Raw genomic sequence first — 22195 nt, forward strand, 5'->3', positions numbered from 1 at the left:
ATAAAGCAAGCAACAAAGGAATAATTATGTTAACTCGATTGGTGAATCAGTTTTTAGTTTGGATAAATCAGAGGAGGTTGTTAAAGCTTGTTCAGCAACCTGGAATGCGATCGCTGGTGCTACTATTTGTAATTGGTTTAGGCTTGAATTTTGCGATCGCATCCTGCACCCCGAACAATGCGGCTAATTCTGCCAGTCCGCAGAAACAGGAACCCCAGAAGAATCAGCTAACAGTGCTGAAAATGGGGCATCAAAAAGGGATGTCTCTACTAAATATTATCAAAGCCCAAGGAGCGCTAGAGAAACGCTTACAACCTCAAGGGATTTCTGTAACCTGGAATGAATTTTCCTCTACTGCACCTTTACTTGAAGGGATGGGAGTAGGTGCGATCGTTTTCGGTGGTGGTGGTGGTACCGGAAGTGTATTTGCTCAAGCGGCTGATAAACAATTTGTGCGGGTAGCTGCGAGTACAAGTAGCCCCAGAAGTTCAGCTATTTTGGTGCTAGAAAATTCACCGATCAAAACTCTTGCTGATCTCAAAGGCAAAAAAGTTGCTTTTGCGAAAGGAGCGAGTTCGCAATATATGATTGTCCGCGCTTTAGAGAAAGCGGGTTTGAAATACAGCGACATTCAACCTGTTTTTCTGACACCAGCAGAAGCTTTACCCGCTTTTCAACGTGGCGATTTTGATGCCTGGGTAATTTGGGACCCTTACACTGCTGAAACTGAGCGCAAACTTCGGACTCGTCTATTAGCAGATAATACTACAGTATTTGGTGACAAAGCTATTGTCGAAAGCCCAGGTTTCTACTTTGCCTCTCCAGATTTTGTACGCGATCATCCAGACATTCTCAAAGTCATTTTGCAAGAGTTAGAAAAGGCTGGTGTTTGGGCTAAAAATAACAACAAAGATTCTGCCAAACTGCTTTCAAAACTCTATAAAGTTGATTTAAAGACAATGGAAATCGTTGAAGGACGTGGCGGAACTAGACAGGTTTTACCTGTAGACAGTGAAGTTCTGACGGGCTTACAAAATATGGCAGATGCATTCTACGAATTAAAAGTTATTCCCAAAAAAATCGATGTCAAAGATAAAAATTTCAACTGGGTTCCTGACCAAAAATGGTAAAGCAAAAAGGAATTGAGGAGTCAGAATTCAGAATTCAGGAGTCAGAATCAATATTCTCGCGGACTCCCTAACTCTGAGCTTTCCATAATTTGCACAGAATTTCATTCTGTTAGCGGATAGCTAAGGTTTAGCCCAATACAGTTCAGTTAAGCTTCTCTTCCTTTTCTTCCTTTGTGTCCTTCTCTGACGAGACGCTGCGCGAATGCGTCCTTTGCGGTTCGTTAAAAAAAGTATTTTAGCCTTAACCCAAGCGTATTAGCGTTTAGCCCATCCTGACTCCTGAATTCTTCTTTGTTAATTGACAAAAAAAGAGGCGATCGCATGAAAAATCCTTTAATCAAAATTAACCGCCGCTTCTTTTTCATCGCGGTTACATCATTTGCAGCATCTACAGTATTTACTAGCTGTAGCTCACCCAATTCTGCTTCTAGTCCCGCACCAAATCCGGCAGCAACACCAGCAGCTAATACTGTCACTACGGCAACGAAAGAGAAAGTCAAAATTGGAGTTACACCTGTACCCGCAGGAGAAATTTTAGAATTTGTGAAAAAGAATTTAGCACCGGAGGCAGGACTAGATATTGAAATTGTTACTTTCAATGATTTTGTCCAAAATAACTCAGCACTTAGGGATGGACAAATCGATGCTAATTACTTTCAGCACGTTCCTTTTATGGAAGAATATGGCAAGCAACACAATATCAAAATGGTCGCTTTTAATCCTCCAATTCACTTAAATCCAGTCGGAGTTTATTCTAAGCGTCACAAATCTTTAGCTGAAGTCCCGCAAAATGGACTTGTCACTATTCCTGATGATGCTAGCAACGCTAACCGAGCCTTGAGGGTGCTAGAAAGCGCTAAATTAATCAAGCTAAAAGACAATATTAAAGGAGTAGCAAGTGTCAAAGACATTGTTGAAAATCCCAAAAAACTCACAATCAAAGAAATACCAGGAGCGCAGGCAATTCCCTCACTTCCTGATGTGGATTTAGCAGCAATAACAGGTAACTGGGTTGTCCAAGCAGGGATGCGAACTGATAAAGATGCCTTAGCGTTGGAATCTGCTCGAAACCCAATTTATGCAGTTACTCTGACTACGTTACAAGGAAAAGAAAACGACCCCAGAATTAAAAAAGTCTATCAATTGCTCCGCGATCAAAAAGTTAAGGATTTTATTAAAGAGAAATACAAAGGTGCTGTGCTGGCAATTCCCTAATGATGTGAGTTTTTAGATGGAATTTTGGAGTTCAAAAAGCAAGTTAATCTTTTTAACTCCTGTAACACTATACAAAGGCAATCGCATGAAAAATCCTTTAATCAAAATTAACCGCCGCTTCTTTGTAATAACTGCTATATCATTTACAGCATCAACATTATTTGCTAGCTGTAGTTCACCCAATTCTGCCTCTACTACCGCAGTCAATACATCAGCAAAAACAACTGCTAATACAGTTGCAAGTACACAAGAAGAGAAAATAAAAGTTGGAGTTTCACCTGTCCCAGCCGGAGAGATTTTAGAATTTGTCAAAAAGAATTTAGCACCGGCAGCAGGACTAAACATCGAAATCATTACCTTTAGTGACGGTGTGCAGGACAACTTCGCACTGAGGGATAAACAAATAGATGCTAATTACTTTCAGCACGTACCTTTTATGGAGGACTTTGGCAAGCGACACAATATCAAAATGGTAGCCTTAAACCCTCCAATTCATTTGAATCCAGTTGGCATTTATTCCAAACGGCATAAATCTTTAGCTGAGGTTCCTAAAAATGGGTTAGTGATTATTCCTGACGATATCAACAATGCTCATCGGGCGTTGAAGGTACTAGAAGAAGCTAAGTTAATCAAGCTGAAAAATAATCCTGGGGTTTTAGTAAGTGTCAAAGATATTGTCGAGAATCCCAAAAATTTGCAAATCAAAGAAGTTATATCTGGTCAGTTGTTACCCTCTCTTCCTGATGTCGATTTAGGTGTGATGACAGGTGCAACAGTTCTAGCAGGAGGAATGCGAACAGATAAAGATGCTTTGGCATTGGAATCAGCTAAAAACCCACTCTATGCAGTTACTCTTACTACTTTGCAGGGGCAAGAAAATGACCCTAAAATTCAGAAACTTTACAAATTGCTCCGGGATCAAAAAGTCAAGGATTTTATTAAAGAAAAGTATCAAGGTGCAGTGATTCCTATTCCTTAGCAAAAAAGTCAATTTTTTGAAGGAATCACAGAGGCACAGAGGACACTGAGAGAAGAAAGAAATGCTTAAATGAATCGGATTGCAATATAAATTTCTTTGCTTTCTCAAACAAGACATATATCCTTTTTTTGGAGTAATTATTAAGATGATCACATTTACTGATGTACGCAAAGTTTATCACCAAGGAAATCAAGAGATCGTAGCACTGGATGGCGTTAGCTTTGAGGTCAAACCAGGTGAGATTTTTGGGGTTTTAGGACAGAGTGGTGCAGGTAAAAGTACCTTAATTCGTTGTGTTAATCAATTAGAAAAGCCTACATCAGGTTACGTCACAGTGGATGGACAGGAAATCACCAAACTCTCCGGTATCAGGTTGCGCCAAAGTCGTCAGCGAATTGGAATGATTTTTCAGCACTTCAACTTACTCAGTTGCAGAACTGTGGCGGAAAATATCGCTTTTCCTTTGGAAGTGATTGGTTACAGCAAACTGAAGCAACGGGCAAAAGTTGAAGAATTAATCTCACTAGTTGGTTTGGCAGGTAAAGCGAATGCTTATCCAGCACAACTTTCGGGCGGTCAAAAGCAACGGGTTGGTATTGCTAGGGCGCTAGCTGGTGAACCAAAAGTATTGCTTTCTGATGAAGCGACTTCAGCACTCGATCCTCAAACGACGCGATCGATTTTGGAACTATTGCGCGATCTCAACCGGCGTATGGGGCTAACAATTTTGCTGATTACCCATGAAATGGGCGTAGTTAAACAAATCTGCGACAGTGTAGCCGTACTCAATGCTGGCAAGGTTGTAGAACAGGGGCGAGTCAGTGATTTAATTGCCAAACCAGAATCACTTCTCGCCCAAGAAGTTTTCCCACGTCGCAATGGACATTTAGCACGTCCTGGCGCAGTGCTAGCAACGATCGCCTTTGCCGGAGAACAAGCCAAACAACCAATCTTCGCCACTTTAGCACGTCGTTTTGATGTTGATATCAATATCCTCAGTGGTAGCGTCGAAACCGTAGGCGATCGCCGCGTTGGTCAATTTCACATCGAACTGGAGGGGTCAAAGATCACGCAAGCCTTGAAATATCTACACGAATCAGAGTTTGAGGTAGAAGTGCATTAGAGTGCTGAGTGCTGAGTTAGGAGTTAGGAGTTAGGAGTTAGGAGTTAGGAGTTAGGAGTTATTATTCCCCAGTCCCCAATCCCCAGTCCCCAGTCCCCAGTCCCCAGTCCCCAATCCCCAGTCCCCAATCCCCAATCCCCAATCCCCAATCCCCAATCAAACTATGAATGCAATCGATACTACTTTACTTAAAACACGTGCTACGGCGGCTAGTCCGGCAGATTATCCTGATAGCCCGTTGTCGCAAGCTTTACGACAGCCCGTTTTGCTCGGATTATTCTTACCTATTCATCATGGTGGTTGGAGTTCATCAGCCTTACCGCGCACTACCGACTGGTCATTTGATTACAATGCCAAGCTGACCCAAAAGGCTGAGGAACTCGGTTTTGACCTCGTTTTTGGCTATTCTACCTGGCAGCCTAAAGGTGGACAAGGCCCGACACGGACGGAAGCGGGTTTAGATGCCTTCATCACCACTGCATCCCTTGCCAGTATTACCTCACGCATCCTGCTAATCTCGACAATTCACGTCCTCTACGGGCCGTGGCATCCGATTCATCTTGCCAAATTTGGCGCAACCCTCGACCACATTTCCAAAGGTCGATGGGGTATCAATGTCGTCACCGGACACCGAGCTTATGAGCATGAATTGTTCGGCTGGAGCCAGATCGAACACGATCGCCGCTACGAACTCGCTGATGAATTTGTCTCCATCCTCGAAAGACTCTGGTCTGAAACCGAAAACTTTTCTTATCAGAGTCAGGCTTCTTGGCAGTTTAAGGATGCTTATATTAGCCCGCGATCGCTTTATGGTCGGCCGATTTTGGTCAACGCCACTGGTTCCGATGCAGGTATCAATTTTGCAGGTCGCCACTCTGATATCGTGTTCATCACTAGCCCCGGTGGTGGCGACATCGAAAGCGCCCTATCCTCGCTACCCGCTCACACTGCCCGTGTCAAACAGTCGGCGATCGACAATGGCCGACAAGTACGCACTCTCCTAAATCCACTAATTGTCGTCCGCGAAACCGAACGGGAGGCGGAAGAATATGCTCAAGCAATTATCGACCACGCCGATCGCGAATCGATCGCTGGACGTTCTCGCTTCACCAGTGATGCACATGCCTGGAAGGGGCATCAAAGGGGCAATCTGCGGCATGGTGTTGGGAGTGCGATCGGCGGTAACATCCAACTGATCGGCTCCCCTGAGCAGATTACCGACCAACTTCTGCAACTAAAAGAAGCTGGTGTTGATGGCTTCCAACTCGCCTTCTACGATTTTGAACCCGATCTCGATTTCTTCGGCAAGCGCGTTCTCCCACTACTAAAACAGGCAGGATTGCGACTCTGACGCTTTACACCATTTTCAATCCAACATCGTTAATCGGCCGTAGGGGAACTCCAAGAAATAAATTATCCAAATGTTTGTTGTGGGGTGGGCAACATGAGCGCCCAGTTTATCGTTCACCTCGTTCCCAGTCTGAAGACTGGGAATGTATTCCAAGAGGCTCTGCCTCTGGTCAGCCCACTGGAGGCGGAGCCTCCGAGAATGGGTTCCCAGCCTGGAGGCTGGGAACCAGTTAGGGCAAAGCTATAAGCTTTGCTTTGTGCCATTGCCCCCTGCTTTTTTCCTTCTGCTCCCTGCTCCCTGCCCCCCTGCCCTTGTTTTTTATCTTCATCTATGCAAATCTTATAGTCAATACAACGCTAACTCTATTGATTTATCGTAGTATGCAATCGCCGCGTTGGTCAATTTCACATCCAACTAGAAGGATCAAAAGTAACCCAAGCCTTGAAATATTTACCCAAATCAGAGTTTGAAGTGGAGGTTTATTGATGCAAGGGCAAGAATTGCTGCAAAGTTTATGGCTGGCTACTGGTGAAACCTTTTACATGGTGAGTATATCAGCGGTAGTAGCGATACTTTTAGGTTTGCCTTTGGGCTTAATCTTGGTGATGACAGCGCCAGGGAACCTGCTAGATTTTCCACAGGTATATAAAGTTTTGGGTGCGATCGTCAATACCGGGCGATCGTTTCCCTTTATTATTTTGCTAGTCGTCTTGACACCACTAACGCGATTGATTGTCGGTACTTCCATCGGTAGTACAGCCGCGCTAGTTCCCCTAACCCTCGCCGCCATCCCATTTTTCGGCCGCATCGCTGAAACCAGCATTCTGGAAGTTGATAAAGGACTAATAGAAGCCGCCCAAGCAATGGGTTGTAACCATTGGCAAATCGTTCTTAAAGTATTGATTCCAGAGGCTTTCCCCTCCCTGCTGCTGGGTATGACAATTCTGGTTGTGAGTCTACTGAACTCTTCCGCAATGGCTGGGGCCGTTGGTGGTGGCGGCTTAGGTAATTTGGCAATTCAATACGGCTACCAACGATTCGATGTTGGCGTGATGATTTCCACCATTGTGGTTCTGATTGCCCTAGTGCAAATCGTACAGTTTTTAGGCGATTTACTGGCGCAGCGAACAAGAAAACGATGAATCAATTCAAAATTCAAAATGACGCTCTCTACGAGACGCTTCGCGAACGCGGACTCGCTAACGCTGCGCTAACAAAATTCAAAATTAAAGACAGCCACGCCACTTGCGGATGGGGTTTCAACAACCCTTGGGAAACAATGATTCTTTCTCGTGCGAACGCTACCGCGAACGCGCCACTTGCAGGCGTTAGCGCGTAGCGGGACGAAGTACGGTTTTAAACCTCACTTATTTTCATAAATTGCCATTTTGTCAGGATTCGTAAACTTTTCAATCTTCTCTCTGCGTCTTCCGCATCTTGTAGAGAAAGCGGTTAGTTCACTTCCGATCTTGAATCACCAAGAATATTGCCCATGAACATACAACATCCAAAAATTAACCGCCGATTTTTTCTCACAGCTTTAGGCTCATTTACCGCCTCTATCCTATTTGCTAGCTGTAGCCAACAACAAGCTCAAGTAACTTCAAATACAGCCCAAGCAACGGCACAAAAAGAAGTCATTCAAGTTGGGGTGACGGGAATTATATCTGAAGATATTTTGAAATTTGTAAATACTAAGCTAGCACCTCAAGAAGGATTAGAAGTAAAAGTTGTTAATTTTAATGACTGGATACAACCAAATACGGCTTTAAGAGACAAAGTAATTGATGCCAATTTTTTCCAACATCGACCTTTCATGAATAATGCAGTCAAGGAACTCAAAATCAATTTAGTCCCATTAAATCTAGTTTCCTTAAGCACACTCGGTCTTTTCTCAAAAAACCTTAAATCTGTAAATGAGGTTCCTCAAAATGCCACTGTCACAATTGCCAATGATGTGATTAATAATGACCGAGGATTGAGGTTACTGGCAAGTAATGGCTTAATAAAACTTAAGGAAAATACCAAAGAATTTGTAACTCAAAGAGACATAGCTGAGAATCCGAAAAATTTGCGAATTAAGGAAGTAGAAGGAGTCCAGGTAGTTCGAGCTATTAATGATGTAGATTTCATTGTTTCTTCGGCTCAAACCGTTGCTCTAGCAGGAATAACACCGCAATCTATGGGACAGGAGACAGCTAAAGATAAAAAATATGCTTTGGCATTAGTTACATTACAGGGTCGAGAAAATGAGCCAAAAATTCAAAAGCTAAATAAGTTACTTAACGATCCACAAGTTAGAGATTTTATTAACAAGCAGTATCAGGGACGAATAGTACCTGTATTTTAAAGATGGTGAAAGAATGAAGAAGAATTCAGAATTCAGAATTCAGGAGCGGAGCCGGAGATGTTACGCGTAGCTTGCTTCTCTGTAAGGATACGCCGACTCGCTACCAGTCGGGGATACCCTGCGGGAAGTAAGCTAACCAAATTCTCAAGTTGGTGTGAGTGCAAAAACGCCGATTATTCATTCTGAATTCTGTTCGATGAAAAATGACAAATTTGTTACTTCATCTTTCCGAAATTAGGAGTTACGAAACTTAAACTTGAGCATTACTGGAGAGTAAAATCATGTTTTTTGGACAAATTGAAAAAGAATTACTTTGTGGAGAAATTTGGTCAATTTGGCAAACAACGAAATTACCAGATCATCTACAGTTATTAGCGGATCAAGAACTAGGAAAACGCGACATTTGGGAATTACAGACCAAAAAGCCTGAGAAAAAGCCTATTCATCAAAATCTTGATGATGATTCTAGTCATTCAACAAGCATTTAAGCTACTATTCAATATTTTGGTGCATCATAATGAGTTCTAAAGAGCATACTGCTCTAACCACTAATAGCAATTCGCTGACGCAGCGGAGTACTGTTTTAACTTTAGCGATCGCTTGTGGTTTAGCAGTGGCCAATGTCTATTACAATCAGCCGCTACTAGCTGATATGGGACGTAGCTTGAATATCTCTGTCCAACAAGTGGGATTTATTCCCACTCTTACCCAGACTGGCTATGCAGTCGGACTACTGTTATTAGTTCCTTTGGGCGATCGCATGGAACGCCGTTGGTTAATTGTTACTATGCTAGGTTTGCTGGCTGGTATATTAGTCGTGGAAGCTACAGCATCTAATATGGCTTGGCTTTCTGTATCAAGTTTCGTACTTGGTTTCTGTAGCATAGTAGCACATCTAGTTATTCCACTAGTCGCCCAACTAACACACCCTTCAGAGCGGGGTAAAGTTATTGGAACCCTACTCAGTGGTATGATCCTCAGCGTTCTTCTCGCCCGTTCAGTCAGTGGAATAATTGGGGAATATCTGGGTTGGCGAGCCGTATATGGCATCTCAGCAGGTGTAATGCTGATCCTAGCTTTTGTCATCCAAGGGCGGATACCTGTAAGTAAGGCTTCATCTACCCTGTCATACCAGCAACTAATGCAGAGTCTTGTGCAACTAGTGCGTGAACAGCCTGTATTACGTGAAGCGGCGCTGAATGTTGCACTAGTATTTGCAGCCTTTAATGCTGCGTGGGTAACTCTAGTTTTTCTACTAGAATCTCCCGCGTATAATTACGACAGTCGAGTTGCAGGTTTATTTGGCTTAGTTGGCTTAATCGGCGTTTTTACCACCCCAATTGTTGGACGAGTAGCAGACAAACGCGGCCCCAGAATGTTAATTGGAGTAGCTGTTACGCTATCTCTATCAGCTTTTGTCATCCTTTGGATAGCTGGTGGAACTCATTTGCTCGGTCTTATATTAGGGGTGCTTATTCTTGACTTGGGAATGCACACTGGTTATATTTCAAATCAAATCCGCGTCTACAACTTAGTTCCAAATGCTGAGAGCCGTTTGAATACGGTATACATGGTGACAAACTACACTGGCGGCGCACTCGGCTCTTTTCTTGGTACTTATGTCTGGGGATTGTGGCAATGGAACGGCGTTTGCGCCTTGGGATTATTTTTGTTGACAGTGGCGTTTATCGCTCATTTCAGTGTACGTAAGAGAAAATCTACAGTTGTTTAACTGGTTGTGGGGACTGGTTGTGGGGATTGGGGACTGGGGACTGGGGACTGGGAAATTATTCAAAACTTGGGAGGGGTCAAAATCGAATGGGACTAAGAAAAGCCGAAAGGCTTGTGTCGCCTCGTTCCCAGTCTGAAGCCTGGGAATGTATTCCCAGAGGGCTGCTGCCTCTGGTCAATCCACTGGAGGCGGAGCCTCCCAAAATCGGTTCCCAGCCTCCAGGCTGGGAACCAGTCACTCCAAGGGCTGTGTCTTAACTTAGTGCCATTCGAGTCAAAGTCCCTTACATAATTCTTACGAGTAAAATCCCAGCCCACAATCCCCAATCCCTAATCCCCAATCCCCAATCCCTAATCCCCAATCCCCAATCCCTAATCCCCAATCCCCAATCCCCAATCCCCAGTCCCCAGTCCCCAATCCCCAATCCCCAATCCCCAATCCCCAACCCCTTTTACCTAGCAAGAGAAGGAATCAATATCAATGGCACATCTGTTTGAACCATTCAAAATTCGTGAAGTTACCTTTCGCAACCGCATCGCCGTTTCACCAATGTGTCAATATTCCAGTACAAATGGATATGCTAACGATTGGCACTTTATTCATCTAGCCTCTCGCGCAGTTGGCGGTGCTGGGATAGTGATCACAGAAGCAGCAGCTGTGGAGCCACGTGGACGCATTAGCCCGCAAGATTTGGGAATTTGGTCAGATTCACATATAGAAAGTTTAGCTAAGACTGTGGCATTAATTCATAATTTTGGTGCTGTTGCAGGTATTCAACTTGCTCACGCAGGTAGAAAGGCCAGCACTGCCAAACCGAGTAAGGGAGGAAAAGCACTAGATGAATCTCAGGAAGGTTGGCGGCCCTTAATTTCGAGTAGTGCGATCGCTTTTAGCCAAGATAGCCCAGTTCCAGAAGCCCTCAGCCTTGAGGGAATTCAAGAAGTTATTGATGCCTTTGCCCAAGCCGCTAAACGTTCTCTACAAGCTGGATTCAAAGTAGTTGAAATCCATGCTGCCCACGGTTATCTACTGCACCAATTTCTCTCACCCCTTTCTAACCACCGTCAAGATGATTATGGTGGCAGTTTTGAAAACCGGACTCGTCTCCTCAGAGAAGTAGTTCAAGCAGTCCGAGAGGTTTGGCCCCAGACACATCCACTCTGGGTACGTATCTCCGCCACCGATTGGGTAGACAATGGCTGGGACATTGAGCAAAGTATCGCTCTAAGCGACAAACTGAAATCTCTAGGAGTCGATCTCATCGATACTTCTTCAGGGGGTACTATACCAGGCGTTCAGATACCAATTAAACCTGGCTATCAGACTGAGTTTGCCGAACGCATCCGCCGCGAAGCTAATATTCATACAGGAGCCGTGGGCTTAATTACATCCCCTGAACAAGCCGACGAAATTATTCGTACAGAAGTAGCTGATATAGTCCTGTTAGGACGTGAACTCCTCCGCAATCCTTACTGGCCACATCTGGCAGCCAAACAGCTAGGACACGATAAACTCTGGCCTGTTCAATACGATCGCGCTTGGCTATAAGTTCACCCATACTAAATTCTTACTTTTCACGTCATCTGAAAAGCTCTTCTCTCTGTGTTCTCTGTGCCTCTGCGGTTAAATAAATTGCTTCTAAACCGCAGAGACGCGGAGAGCGCTGAGAAAAATATTTTATGAGTCACCTTGCAATGGCTTTTCTTGTTCCCATAGCAACAATGGGAACGAGAAACCAGGTAAGCAATTAGGAGACTGTATCGGGCAAAATCCGGGCGACTAATTCAACGCTGATATCAAAGCCAGTTACAACGTACTTACATATTCGATCAGACATGATATGATACATACTCTAGTCATAGTCTCGCTATTTTTTTGTTCTAATAGTAAGCATACAAACTTTCTGTTTTACGAACATTAAGTATTGCTAATACTCATTCAGGGCTGGTAATATGCAGGTTTGCTAAAACTTCATCAGAAAAATTAATAGAGACGTTGCAATGCAATGTCTCTATTGGTGTCCTTGTCTGTGCAAATTATCTTATCCAAATAAAGGAAAAAGCATGAATAGAGTGAACGCAAAGCGACGCTACGTAAATACAACGAAGTAGGATGAAAACTTTTAGGCTATGGTAGTCTGTCTTATTAATTTTGAGGAGTTACAAAAGTTCCTAGCTAAGTACAGCCCACTTGAAAAAGAGTATGGAATTTAATCATTCGTAGGTTGGGTGGAACGTAGTGAAACCCAACATCAACCCTTGATTTTTCCGAACCAATTTTACGGTGACGTGTACTTAGTAAGCGGCTTTAGCCCTTGAAATTGAGCGATAAATCGCTGAATACAAACTACTAACTCAGATTTTCAAGTGAAGTCTATTCTGACAAAACAGGGCTGCAATAACTTTTAATCAGGGAAAGAATCATGATACCAAGTAATAGAGAACACTTCCAAAAAGAAAAGCTCAAGTTTGCTTCTTTTGAACTTCCACCTGCGCTTAAATCTGTAAACTTTTCTTGTTTTGTTATTGGCGAAAGTTTATCTTTTTTTGGGTCTTGGATGACTCAAATTGCTTTAGTATGGCTAGTTTACCAATTAACTAATTCGGCTATATTAGTGGGTGTAGCTGGATTTACAAATCAAGCAACGGGCTTAGTTCTTACTCCTTTAGTAGGAGTTTTATTAGATCGTTGGAACTTACGATATGTCTTATTAACTACTCAGTTAGTATCTATTTTGCTCTCTTCTACCCTAACCTTTCTAACTCTTAGTGGTAACATCAACGTTGTATGGATTATTCTCATTGGTACGCTTCAGGGAACAGTAAAAGCTTTTGATTTACCAGCACGTCAGGTAATTATTCCCAGACTTTTGGATAAAAAATCAGATACTTATAGTGCAATGGCTTCCCATTCATTCTTGATTAACACAGCGAAGTTTGTTAGTCCGATGATTGGGGGTTTAGTGATTGCTAGGTCTGGTGCAGCTTCCTGTTTTCTCGTAGATAGTATTAGTTATCTACCTTTTATATCTGCAATCTTAACTGTCAAAGTAAACCCAATTATACATAATGCATCTAATCACAAGTCCCAAATTTGGAACAACCTCAAAGAAGGGTTTGTTTATGCATACAAATTCTTGCCAATTAAATACTTATTGATATTGCAAATTATTGTCTGCTTTATGGGGATGACCTACGTCAATTTAGTACCAATTTTTGCTCAAGAAGTTTTGAAAGGTAACGCAGAAACTATGGGTTATCTGATGACAGCTTCGGCACTTGGTTCTATAATTTCAGGTGTTTATCTCATTTCCAGAAAAAATATCATCGGATTAGGAACAATCATCGCAAGTTCTACAGCCATTTTAGGTTTAGGGTTAATAATTTTTTCCAGGTCAACTAATTTAAATATTTGTCTAATATTCATGTTTATCATCGGCATGAATAATAGTCTCACTTTGGCTTCAATTAGTAACTTTCTGCAATCGATTCTACTTGAAGAAGATAAAAGAGGTAGGGTAACTAGTATCTTTACAACCGGTTTTTTAGGAATACTGCCTTTTGGTAATTTATTTTTTGGAGCATTGGCAGGGTATTTTGGTGTTAGCAATGCTTTAATGTTTGGTGGTATCTGTTGTATTTTAGGAGCATATTTCTTTAGTAGACAACTGCCAAAAATAGGAAAAATAGTAGATCCAATTTACGCTCAGTTGGGGTTATTTCCACAGTCAAATAAAGGCTAAGTACAGCCTACCCAAAAAAGAGGTTGGGTGGTAGCAAGATCCTCGTAGGGGTACATAGTGAAACCCAACATCAACCCTCGATATTTCCGAACCTCTTTTACGGTCATGTATACTAAGTACAACATTTCATTAATTCATAGCGAATTAACTTTGGTAAAACTCTGCGTACCTCTGCGTTTACCACTGTGTTCCTCTGCGTTGAAAAAAGCTACGAACTTATGCAAAGCTTTAGATGTTTTGTAGAGACAATTACCTAATTATATCAACTGTTTAACTACGTTTCATACCCCATTTTTGCACCGTGTTGATTTCAATTAATCGAAAAAGATAATTGACAGCTAAACCCAAAATTGCAATTACCACTAATCCAGCAAATACGCGATCGGTTTGTAGGAAGTAGCGACTGTTATTAATCTGCCATCCCAAACCGCTAGTAGCACCTCCTGAACCAAATATTAATTCAGCGGCAATCACGGTACGCCAACCAAAAGCCCAAGCAGTTCTTAAACCTGTTAAGATGTGAGGTAATGCAGCAGGGATCATGATTTCTCGAATCAATTTGAAACCATCTAGACCAAGGTTTTTCCCCACCATCAGAACCGTTGGGTTGATAGTACTGAGTCCCATTTCTGTATTCAGGGCAATTGGCCAAATTGTCGCATGGGCAGTAACTATGATAATAGAAACAGAAGTGAACCCAAACCAAATCATTACTAGGGGTAAAATAGCGATCGCAGGTAAGGGATTCAGCATCGAACTCATCACAATTAGCAAATCTTGACCAAAAAGAGAAACTTTGGCGAAAGCTGCTAAAGCCGTACCCAGAATCACACCCAAGACCATACCAATACATAACACAGACAAAGTACTGAGTGTTGCTTGCAGCAGTTTTTGACTCAATAAGTCGTGCCACAGTACTTCTAAAACTGCTATTGGGCCAGGAATCAGCAAGGGAGGAACTTGGGCAATCCATACATACAATTGCCAAAAAATCAATAAGCTACAAAAAATTACTCCGCGCCTGAAAGTACTACTGGCTTTGAGATCAGCATATAACTTCTCAAATTTATCGGAATTTGCTGTTGTTCGACTCACAAATTTCATACTCTAAAAGCCTCACGCCAGGAATAATTGCCGAGTCAACTTTCTAGATAAGCAGCAACTTCGACAAATTTATTAGTATTGATATTCTTACCTTCGCAGTAGCTAGTATCAAAGACTCTAAATTAATCATGAAGTTAATCTCCCCCACCCCCTTTAAGCGGTGGTAAAATTAATTCATCAATTGATTTGGGCTGCTTGTTTAGTATGCCAATTTCATGCATAAATGCTCCATATTGGAGGAAGGCTCTTGGCTCAATTCCATAAGCCACTGCTTTATTCGTAAGCCACTTTTTATATTGTTCCTGTGAGACTTTTCCGCCATCTATTTCTGAGAGAATTTTGGCCGCTTCATCAGGTTTTTCATTCACGATTTTAGTAGCATTGGCAATTGCGGTATACAAAGCTTTGCCAAACTCAGGATATTGATTGTAGAATTTTTCAGTCATAAATACACTAGCTGCGCTAGTCTTGCCAAAAACATCAGAGCTTTTAATAATTACCCTACCACCTTTTTCAACTTCCTGAAACTGAAAAGGTGGCGTTGTAAAATGTGCATCAATTTGACCAGTTAACAGCGATTGCAAACCTAGCGGGTGAGAAATCACTTGCAAGTTTTGATCGAGTGCGGTGGGATTTCCTAATTCTTTTTGCGCCACCTTTCGTACTACAAGTGCTTGTATCCCATCTAGAGATGGTAAACCAATTTTCATTCCTGGCTTGATATCTTTGAGACTTTTGATGTTGGGGTTTTTCGTTATTAACCAAAACTCACTATAGTTAAGTGAAGCTAATGTTTTCCAGCCCACACCTTTATCCCAACCTACAAGAAACGCCCCAATCCCACTTGCACCAGCTTGTATTTGATTAGCGATAACTCCATCTCTAATAGCTGCACCATTCGATAATTCTTGCCACTCAAATTGTGTCTTGGGAAATTGTTTTTCTAAAATTTGCTGTTGCTTGACGATAAGTAGATTAGCGTAATTAATTCCAGGTTGATAAGCAATGGTTACTTTTTCTGGTGCTTGTGAAGTAGTTTTATTGCCAGAAGCACAAGCGACAAAGACAAACGTCAATAGTGCTAATCCAATCAATAAAATCCACGTTCTAAATCTCTTGAATATCATCATTATTTTTTGCCTTATTTAAGAGATTTATGTTATTTTATAATTCAAAGGAAAGTATCACACAGCTAGCAGCAAAAAACAAGGTCTTTGCAAGTTAGACCCCACGAAAGGTTCGGACAGAACGAGGGAATGAAAACTTCTTCCCCCACTCCTCATCTTGTTCTGCCGTAACTCCTCCAGGACTTTCAGGCTCTTGATAAGTTTATTGTAAAAACCTCTTGATTTTGATCACCATTTGTGAGAAAGTCTGATTTAACATCAAAAATACGGTAAATCGATAGACTTATCGGGCTTTGCAGTCTGCTGGAAGAAAGTGCAGCTCATATAGCGACTCTTGAATCTTGGCAACAAGCTATCGGACTGATTAAGACTACGGAAGTGTAATAACCATGCGATGAAAGCTTGAGTATTAGCATTAAATACTTTAGATAACTGTCAGGAGAACAATCTCCAATGCAAGTTACTTTCTAGTAGAACAATCCCAGATTTCATCACAAATTCAGTGAGATTGCCATCTTTTTATAGAGGTGGTTATTCCGTGTGTGGCTCAAAGTCATTCTAGCTTTTAGCCGCTCATGTATTTACTCGTGGCTGGATTTTTGAATTATTTTTTGCCAGTGGAGAACAACTTAGATGCAAGCAGATCCCAATTCTCATCAAGATTCTGAAAAAAATGCTCAGGCTGATAGTGAAATAAGAAAAACTAAGCAATTTCAAACTAACGCAGGTAGTAGAAGATTATTCCTTGGTCGTGCCAGCAGACGCTCATTTCTCGGCCGCGCCGGCTTATTTAGTGCAGCTAGTGTTGTTGCTGGGGTTTTTAGCTCATCCTTTTCCTCGAAGAAAGGAGAAAATATTGTCCAGGCCCAGGAACCTGCTGTCAAGCCAAACTATGGCGACTTACGCGAGAAAGCCTTTCAAGTACGTACAACAGCAGCCAAGCTTAATCGGGAAATTCCCATTCCTCCCCATCCCACCAACGGAGATGAGGCGAAGTACGCCAACAAAATTGCCACAGATACACGAGGATTGCCCCATAATCAACTGGGCGAAGTTGATCTGAAGGCTTATCAATCTTTGATTAATGCGCTGAAATCTGGCGATCCCAACGAGTATGAAAAAATCATTCTGGGTGGCAAACGAAAGCTAGTACAACCGCTCACCCCATTAGCAATTAGCTTGAGTGGGGTGAATACTTGCCAATTGACGATTCCAGTACCACCCACCCTAGATAGTGCAGAACAGGGGGCTGAATTCCTGGAAATTGCTTGGCAACAACTATTACAGGATGTACCTTTTAGCGAATTCCGCAATGATACAACTAACCCTCTGATTCTGGCAGCTGTTAAGGATCTGAATCGGTTATCAGCATTTAAAGGGCCTAAACAAAACGGACAGGTTACACCCGAACTTTTGTTTCGAGGCACCGCGATTTATGTTGATGCCTCTGGTAAAACGATTTATCACACTCTACCAGGGGTAGATGTAGGCCCTTATGTCTCCCAGTTTTTACTGCGTCCAATACCCGCAGGAACCCATAGTTATGCTCAACTTAACCGTGTTCCTCTAGCTATTCCCGAAAATAGTTTCCAAACTAACTATGAGGAGTGGTTGCTAGTACAAAATGGTGGCGATCCTGGTCGAACGATTAAGTTTGACTCAACCCCTCGCTACTTTATCAACGGGCGCGACCAGTCAGAGATTGCCCATACCCCACCACCAGTCTATACAAATGCAGCTTTGATTCTACTCGCCAAGCCAGTCAGTGATAATCCCCTCGCTGGCGGTGTTGGTTCACCTTACAATGTTGGCAATCCTTACAACAAGTCGAAGACACAATCTAGTGGTTCTGGAACATTTGGCCCAGGGTATTCACAATCTCTGATCGGTTGGGTTAGTCCTCATGCAGTTAGAGCGGCTTATTGGCAAAAGTATTATGTACATCGTCGTCTACGAGCTGAGGCTTATGGTGGATTAGTTCACAACAACAAGGTGAATAAAACCAACTATCCGATTCACTCGGAAGTTTTCCAGTCTGAAGCACTCGATCGCTTCTTCAGCAAAAATAAATCCTATTTACTACCCCAAGCCTTCCCCGAAGGGGCACCGTTGCACTCTTCTTATCCAGGGGGCGCTTCGGTGTCGGCGGGTGCTAGCGTCACGATCTTGAAGGCGCTATTTGATGAAAATTATGTGATTCCCAATCCGGTAGTGCCCGATCCCAAAGATCCCAGCAAGTTGATTCCATATCAAGGGCCACCATTGACAGTGGGCGGCGAATTGAACAAACTGGCGGCGAATATTGGCTTAGGTCGTGATAGTGCAGGGATTCACTGGCGCACAGATGCAGCAGCTTCGTTAGCCCTTGGCGAAGCGATCGCCATTGGTATCCTGAAAGACGAGAAACTAACTTTCCGCGAAAAATTTGAAGGTTTCACGTTTACCAAATTTGATGGTACAAAAGTCACGATTTAAAGCTTTCACTGTTTAGAAACTTCCAAATAAAAAATATCCAACCAACTATTTATTGTGGGGTGGGCAACATGAGCGCCCAGTAAGCAAAGGCGGGCGAGACGCCCACCCCACAAGATTGGATAATTTATTTCTTGGAAGTCCCTTAGAAAGGCAGACTTAGAGACGCGTTTGCAGAGCAAAAGTGCAATGTCGCGTCTCTACCATTGGTTTGCATCTTATTGAGTTGAAGAATTCCCCAATGCCCAATCTTCAGAAATTTTATTCGCGATACTTGCGGCGGGCTGCGCCTACGCAGTTTGTGTTACTGAGCATAGTAGTCGCGATCGCTCTCTTGATCTCTACAACCCCAGCATTCAACACCAAGAATACAGTATCAGCACAAGAAGCATCGCCGGATATAGAACTAGCTAAGAAAGTCGGCAAAGAAATTATTGCGGCTTGTCCCGTCGTCTCTGATCCTAAAAATTTAGCTGCCTTCAACTCCTGCGCTGACAAACTCGCCAAGCTAACAATCTTGCGCGAAACTATGAACGTACCCTTTTTATGGGGCGCTCAAAATAAAGTTGGTAACTATAATCTCAAAGATAACCAGAAAACCGAATTTGATCCCTTCGTATGGCGACGTACTTACCTCTCTACCTTTATGTTTAAAGGTGAACCCAAGGTTGAACAAATAAATAATCTGATTGTCATCCACCTTTCCACTCAGTTTCGGAATCAGCTTGATATTGGAGATTTTCCTTATCCGTTCTGGCACTCATCAAAAAAATGGGATTCTTATCAGCAAACTACGGAATTACTTTTCTTTCTAGAACAAAAGAAGCTGATCGGTTCGCTACGTTCAGCAGTAGTTGATCCCAAGCGTCCAAAGGTAAATCATTCCTGGGATGGTAAATGGGTTTGGAATGACGCTAATGGCAAGAAGCAGCCTTATGTGACACTATATACACATTTATTTTCTCCATCGAACCCATACGTGACTAAAGTTGATGCTGCTTATCGGGCATTGGAGGTCAAGCTGAGGGAAAATGCTTGTGTTGTCTGCCACAGGCCAGACAACGCCGCCAAGCAGAATCCTATATTAATACTGAATTATCCGAATCAGGCTCTCACCTTACGACATGAAACGGTGCGCCAAATCAAAGAAAAACTCATGCCTCCTCCGGCTGGGATTGCTAACGATCAAGAGCGACAACAGCTAATTGAACTCGCTCAGAGATTTGCCCAAGCAGGCGATCAAGCTCTTGCTTACGAAGGTGAAAAAATATAGAAACACCGGGCGATTGGAAATCGCGGCTACACAAACTAAGTCCGCCTATGCGGACTCTCTGAAACCCGCCTGCGCGGGTTTAGTTTGTATAGCGGAATGGCACTAAGTTAAGATACAGCCCTTACCATGACTGGTTCCTAGCCTCCAGGCTAGGAACCCATTCTGGGAGGCTCTGCCTCCTCTTTCTTGACCAGAGGCGGAGCCTCTCGGAATACGTTCCCAGCCTGGAGGCTGGGAACGAGGCTACACAAGCTTTTGGGCTTTTCTTAGTGCCATTCGTTTGTATAGCCCCAGACTTCTAGTTCGCGTAGGGTGCGCTGTCTTCGCAGGGCGATCCGCCAAAACAGGATGCTCCCTAACTCATCTATGCAGGATAAAAGACCAATGTTCGTAACTCAATACTTTGTCTTGCAGGCGCATCTACGGAACTCGTCGGATCGTCAAAGGCTGAGTGGGCAGAAAAACGTGCAGGCCCATTTTCTGCGGAGTCAAAACATTTAATAAATATGACTTCATTTCGCCGCATTTGAGGGAAGTAGTACCATTTATGTTCTGGGTTGTATGTGACTGCGTAAGTTTCACCAATGCGATCGCGATATACTAAATCACCCGCTACAAGTTCTGGTGGTGCAATAGTACGTGCATCAGTCAGTGCTAATGGCGATTCTTGAATTGTGTCAGCTATTCCCCGCCACACATTGATGATGGCAAATCGTTGTTTTAATAGTGCCTCAATCTCATCATTATCTATACCTCTTTTTTCTAACTCCCAGCGCGCCCTTGTATAGCCAGATTTAGCTGTAAAGTCATTGTGTACGCGCTTGCCAGGTTCCCTAATTTTATTTTCACCAGGCTTGCTTAAATCGGCATTACGCAGAGTGTGATCGAATATCACTACTTTAGTTCCACCTGTTACCTCTTTTAATAATTGCTCTGCTTCTGGATAGTAAACCTGACGTAGTTCGTCTTCGTCATAAAAGTTGCGAACATTGGTATTATGCTCGGTAAATGCAAATCCTTCTTGGTCTAGCAAGATATCTTTTGAGATGGAACGAGCATTGTAGATTCGCAGTTTGTGTGTTTGATAGGCGGTATTGGAGCGAGGTGTACCTGATGGTGGTTCATAAGTATAGTTGATAGGTTTTTCCACCATCGGGACTAGGTAATTGAGGTTGGCCTCTACGTATGGCAAATCTTGAGAGGTCGGTTTATCGATAACTTGGCTGTTTAAGCTCATAGGTGATGCTCTTCTGGTTGTTGAGAATTTGGAATCAAGACTTATACACAAAGGTTATCTGTTGAGACTAAGTTCAACACCTATTTCTAGTATAGGAATCCTCTTTGATTCTGGAAAAAATCATCTACACTTAGAGCTTAGTTGTAAGTTTGGTCATACTAACTCTACTAAGTAGATTTCCAAAATCAGATAGGAATCCGGTAGTAAAGTCTAGAAGACATCATTTATAGATGTCTTCTGTACGTGACTATGCCAATTGCAGTACAATTGCAAAATACTTATTGCCGATTGACTTACAGTAGATTAATGCAATAATAGTAATTGAAAGACAGATAAGATACAAGCTCTTTGTCAATAAACTATACATTTTGCTCAATACCTTTGCAAATTAATGATTAGCGATGATGCGTTAGGTGAGCAATTTCAGACGGGGATTTAAGCCTCGTCTGAAAGTGTCTTTAGTTGTGAATTGTGAATTAATATGATTCTTTCAACAAGAATAAACCGTCGTTATTTTATTTTGGGAACAGGAAGTGCGTTAGCCTCCGTTCTTTTCGCTAGTTGTTCCTCTAGTCAAAATCAATCGACCAGTACGCCAACTACTCAGAATGTATCAGTATCACAACAAACCAACATAATTAAAGTTGGGGTTTGGTCTGTAATTGCTGAAGATATTCTCAAATTTATTCAAAAAGAATTAGCATCCAGTCAAGGTTTAGAGATTCAGACTGTTAAATTTGGCGATTGGGTACAGGTGAATAACGCCTTAAAGAGTGGCGAAATTGATGCCAACTATTTTCAGCATCGTCTGTTTATGGAAGATGCTGCGAAAAGACTCAACCTCAATCTGGTGATGCTAAATCAAACTTATTTAACGCCAATCGGAATTTATTCTAAAAAGATTAAATCACTGAGTGAAATTCCTAATGGTGCAACAATCGCCATCCAGAGTGATGCTAGTAATCAGGATCGTACCCTCAAGTTTTTGCAATCTCAAAAATTGGTCAAATTGAAAGATACATCGGGTAATCTGTTTACTGTTAAAGACATAGTAGAAAACCCTAAAAATCTGCAATTCAAAGAATTAGAAGGGCCAGCTATTGTCAGAGGATTGGATGATGTCGTTGTGGGCGCATTTTTAGGGAGTCTGCTGATCCAAGCAAAACAGCTTGATTTGCGTCCCATCGTCCAAGAATCAACCAACGATAAAAGATATGCTCTGGGTTTAGTGACATTGCAGGGTAAAGAAAATGACCCCAAAATTCAAAAGCTAAATCAACTGATAATCGATCCCAAAGTCAAAGAATTTATCAAAAATACGTATCAAAATGCAGTAGTACCAGTGTTTTAAAGCAGAAAA

Annotated in this window: 19 protein-coding genes; 15 read left to right on the plus strand and 4 right to left on the minus strand. The window is 42.4% G+C overall.

Annotation, left to right across the window (positions count from 1 at the left end):
- The first annotated feature begins 26 nt into the window (after window positions 1-26).
- The 5 genes from V7K76_RS02990 (at window position 27) to V7K76_RS03010 (ending at window position 5798) form a co-directional block, all read left to right on the plus strand.
- A complete protein-coding gene (locus tag V7K76_RS02990; protein ID WP_334777148.1) occupies window positions 27-1130 on the plus strand; it encodes an aliphatic sulfonate ABC transporter substrate-binding protein in 1104 nt (367 codons plus the stop codon).
- A gap of 291 nt (window positions 1131-1421) precedes the next feature.
- The gene (locus tag V7K76_RS02995) at window positions 1422-2345 is read left to right on the plus strand and encodes a MetQ/NlpA family ABC transporter substrate-binding protein (protein ID WP_334951682.1); all 924 of its coding nucleotides are present in this window, start codon (window positions 1422-1424) and stop codon (window positions 2343-2345) included.
- 85 nt (window positions 2346-2430) lie between these two features.
- Window positions 2431-3324 carry a MetQ/NlpA family ABC transporter substrate-binding protein gene (locus tag V7K76_RS03000; protein WP_334777151.1) on the plus strand — a complete coding sequence of 298 codons (894 nt, stop codon included), beginning with the start codon at window positions 2431-2433 and terminating at the stop codon, window positions 3322-3324.
- A 145-nt stretch (window positions 3325-3469) separates the two neighbouring features.
- On the plus strand, window positions 3470-4447 hold the full coding sequence (locus V7K76_RS03005; protein ID WP_334777153.1) for a methionine ABC transporter ATP-binding protein: 978 nt from the start codon (window positions 3470-3472) through the stop codon (window positions 4445-4447).
- A gap of 163 nt (window positions 4448-4610) precedes the next feature.
- Window positions 4611-5798: an LLM class flavin-dependent oxidoreductase gene (locus V7K76_RS03010; protein WP_334777154.1), complete on the plus strand. Its 1188-nt coding sequence runs from the start codon at window positions 4611-4613 to the stop codon at window positions 5796-5798.
- 113 nt (window positions 5799-5911) lie between these two features.
- Here V7K76_RS03010 and V7K76_RS03015 read toward each other — a convergent pair whose 3' ends face one another.
- A complete protein-coding gene (locus V7K76_RS03015; protein ID WP_334777155.1) occupies window positions 5912-6061 on the minus strand; it encodes a hypothetical protein in 150 nt (49 codons plus the stop codon).
- Window positions 6062-6283: 222 nt separating this feature from the next.
- Here V7K76_RS03015 and V7K76_RS03020 point away from each other — a divergent pair, with 222 nt between their 5' ends.
- The 7 genes from V7K76_RS03020 to V7K76_RS03050 all read left to right on the plus strand — a co-directional run bounded on the left by V7K76_RS03020 (window position 6284) and on the right by V7K76_RS03050 (window position 13622).
- On the plus strand, window positions 6284-6940 hold the full coding sequence (locus V7K76_RS03020) for a methionine ABC transporter permease (protein ID WP_334777156.1): 657 nt from the start codon (window positions 6284-6286) through the stop codon (window positions 6938-6940).
- A gap of 350 nt (window positions 6941-7290) precedes the next feature.
- Window positions 7291-8148 carry a MetQ/NlpA family ABC transporter substrate-binding protein gene (locus V7K76_RS03025; protein ID WP_334777157.1) on the plus strand — a complete coding sequence of 286 codons (858 nt, stop codon included), beginning with the start codon at window positions 7291-7293 and terminating at the stop codon, window positions 8146-8148.
- 281 nt (window positions 8149-8429) lie between these two features.
- Window positions 8430-8636 (plus strand): hypothetical protein, encoded by a 207-nt coding sequence (locus V7K76_RS03030; RefSeq protein WP_334777158.1) that lies wholly within the window; start codon window positions 8430-8432, stop codon window positions 8634-8636.
- Between the two features lie 29 nt (window positions 8637-8665).
- Window positions 8666-9880, plus strand: a complete 1215-nt coding sequence (locus V7K76_RS03035) for an MFS transporter (RefSeq protein ID WP_334777159.1) — start codon at window positions 8666-8668, stop codon at window positions 9878-9880.
- An 86-nt stretch (window positions 9881-9966) separates the two neighbouring features.
- Window positions 9967-10137: a hypothetical protein gene (locus V7K76_RS03040; RefSeq protein WP_334777160.1), complete on the plus strand. Its 171-nt coding sequence runs from the start codon at window positions 9967-9969 to the stop codon at window positions 10135-10137.
- A gap of 223 nt (window positions 10138-10360) precedes the next feature.
- Entirely contained in the window at window positions 10361-11428 is a 1068-nt protein-coding gene (gene namA, locus V7K76_RS03045; protein WP_334777161.1) for an NADPH dehydrogenase NamA, read from the plus strand.
- 874 nt (window positions 11429-12302) lie between these two features.
- The gene (locus V7K76_RS03050) at window positions 12303-13622 is read left to right on the plus strand and encodes an MFS transporter (protein ID WP_334777162.1); all 1320 of its coding nucleotides are present in this window, start codon (window positions 12303-12305) and stop codon (window positions 13620-13622) included.
- Window positions 13623-13892: 270 nt separating this feature from the next.
- Here the strand turns inward: V7K76_RS03050 and V7K76_RS03055 are convergent, their stop codons facing one another.
- Together V7K76_RS03055 and V7K76_RS03060 are read right to left on the minus strand one after the other, a co-directional pair.
- Window positions 13893-14717, minus strand: coding sequence for an ABC transporter permease (locus V7K76_RS03055; protein WP_334777163.1), 825 nt, complete (start codon window positions 14715-14717; stop codon window positions 13893-13895).
- Window positions 14718-14860: 143 nt separating this feature from the next.
- Entirely contained in the window at window positions 14861-15856 is a 996-nt protein-coding gene (locus V7K76_RS03060) for an ABC transporter substrate-binding protein (RefSeq protein WP_334777164.1), read from the minus strand.
- A gap of 630 nt (window positions 15857-16486) precedes the next feature.
- Between V7K76_RS03060 and V7K76_RS03065 the strand changes: the two genes are divergently transcribed.
- Together V7K76_RS03065 and V7K76_RS03070 are read left to right on the plus strand one after the other, a co-directional pair.
- Window positions 16487-18328 carry a vanadium-dependent haloperoxidase gene (locus V7K76_RS03065; protein ID WP_334777166.1) on the plus strand — a complete coding sequence of 614 codons (1842 nt, stop codon included), beginning with the start codon at window positions 16487-16489 and terminating at the stop codon, window positions 18326-18328.
- Between the two features lie 238 nt (window positions 18329-18566).
- On the plus strand, window positions 18567-19598 hold the full coding sequence (locus V7K76_RS03070; protein ID WP_334777167.1) for a hypothetical protein: 1032 nt from the start codon (window positions 18567-18569) through the stop codon (window positions 19596-19598).
- A gap of 364 nt (window positions 19599-19962) precedes the next feature.
- Here the strand turns inward: V7K76_RS03070 and V7K76_RS03075 are convergent, their stop codons facing one another.
- The gene (locus tag V7K76_RS03075) at window positions 19963-20835 is read right to left on the minus strand and encodes a CmcJ/NvfI family oxidoreductase (protein WP_334777168.1); all 873 of its coding nucleotides are present in this window, start codon (window positions 20833-20835) and stop codon (window positions 19963-19965) included.
- Between the two features lie 481 nt (window positions 20836-21316).
- Here V7K76_RS03075 and V7K76_RS03080 point away from each other — a divergent pair, with 481 nt between their 5' ends.
- Window positions 21317-22186: a MetQ/NlpA family ABC transporter substrate-binding protein gene (locus V7K76_RS03080; RefSeq protein WP_334777169.1), complete on the plus strand. Its 870-nt coding sequence runs from the start codon at window positions 21317-21319 to the stop codon at window positions 22184-22186.
- Window positions 22187-22195: the final 9 nt, after the last annotated feature.

This window comes from Nostoc sp., from assembly GCF_036917975.1.
Taxonomy (GTDB): Bacteria; Cyanobacteriota; Cyanobacteriia; order Cyanobacteriales; family Nostocaceae; genus Nostoc.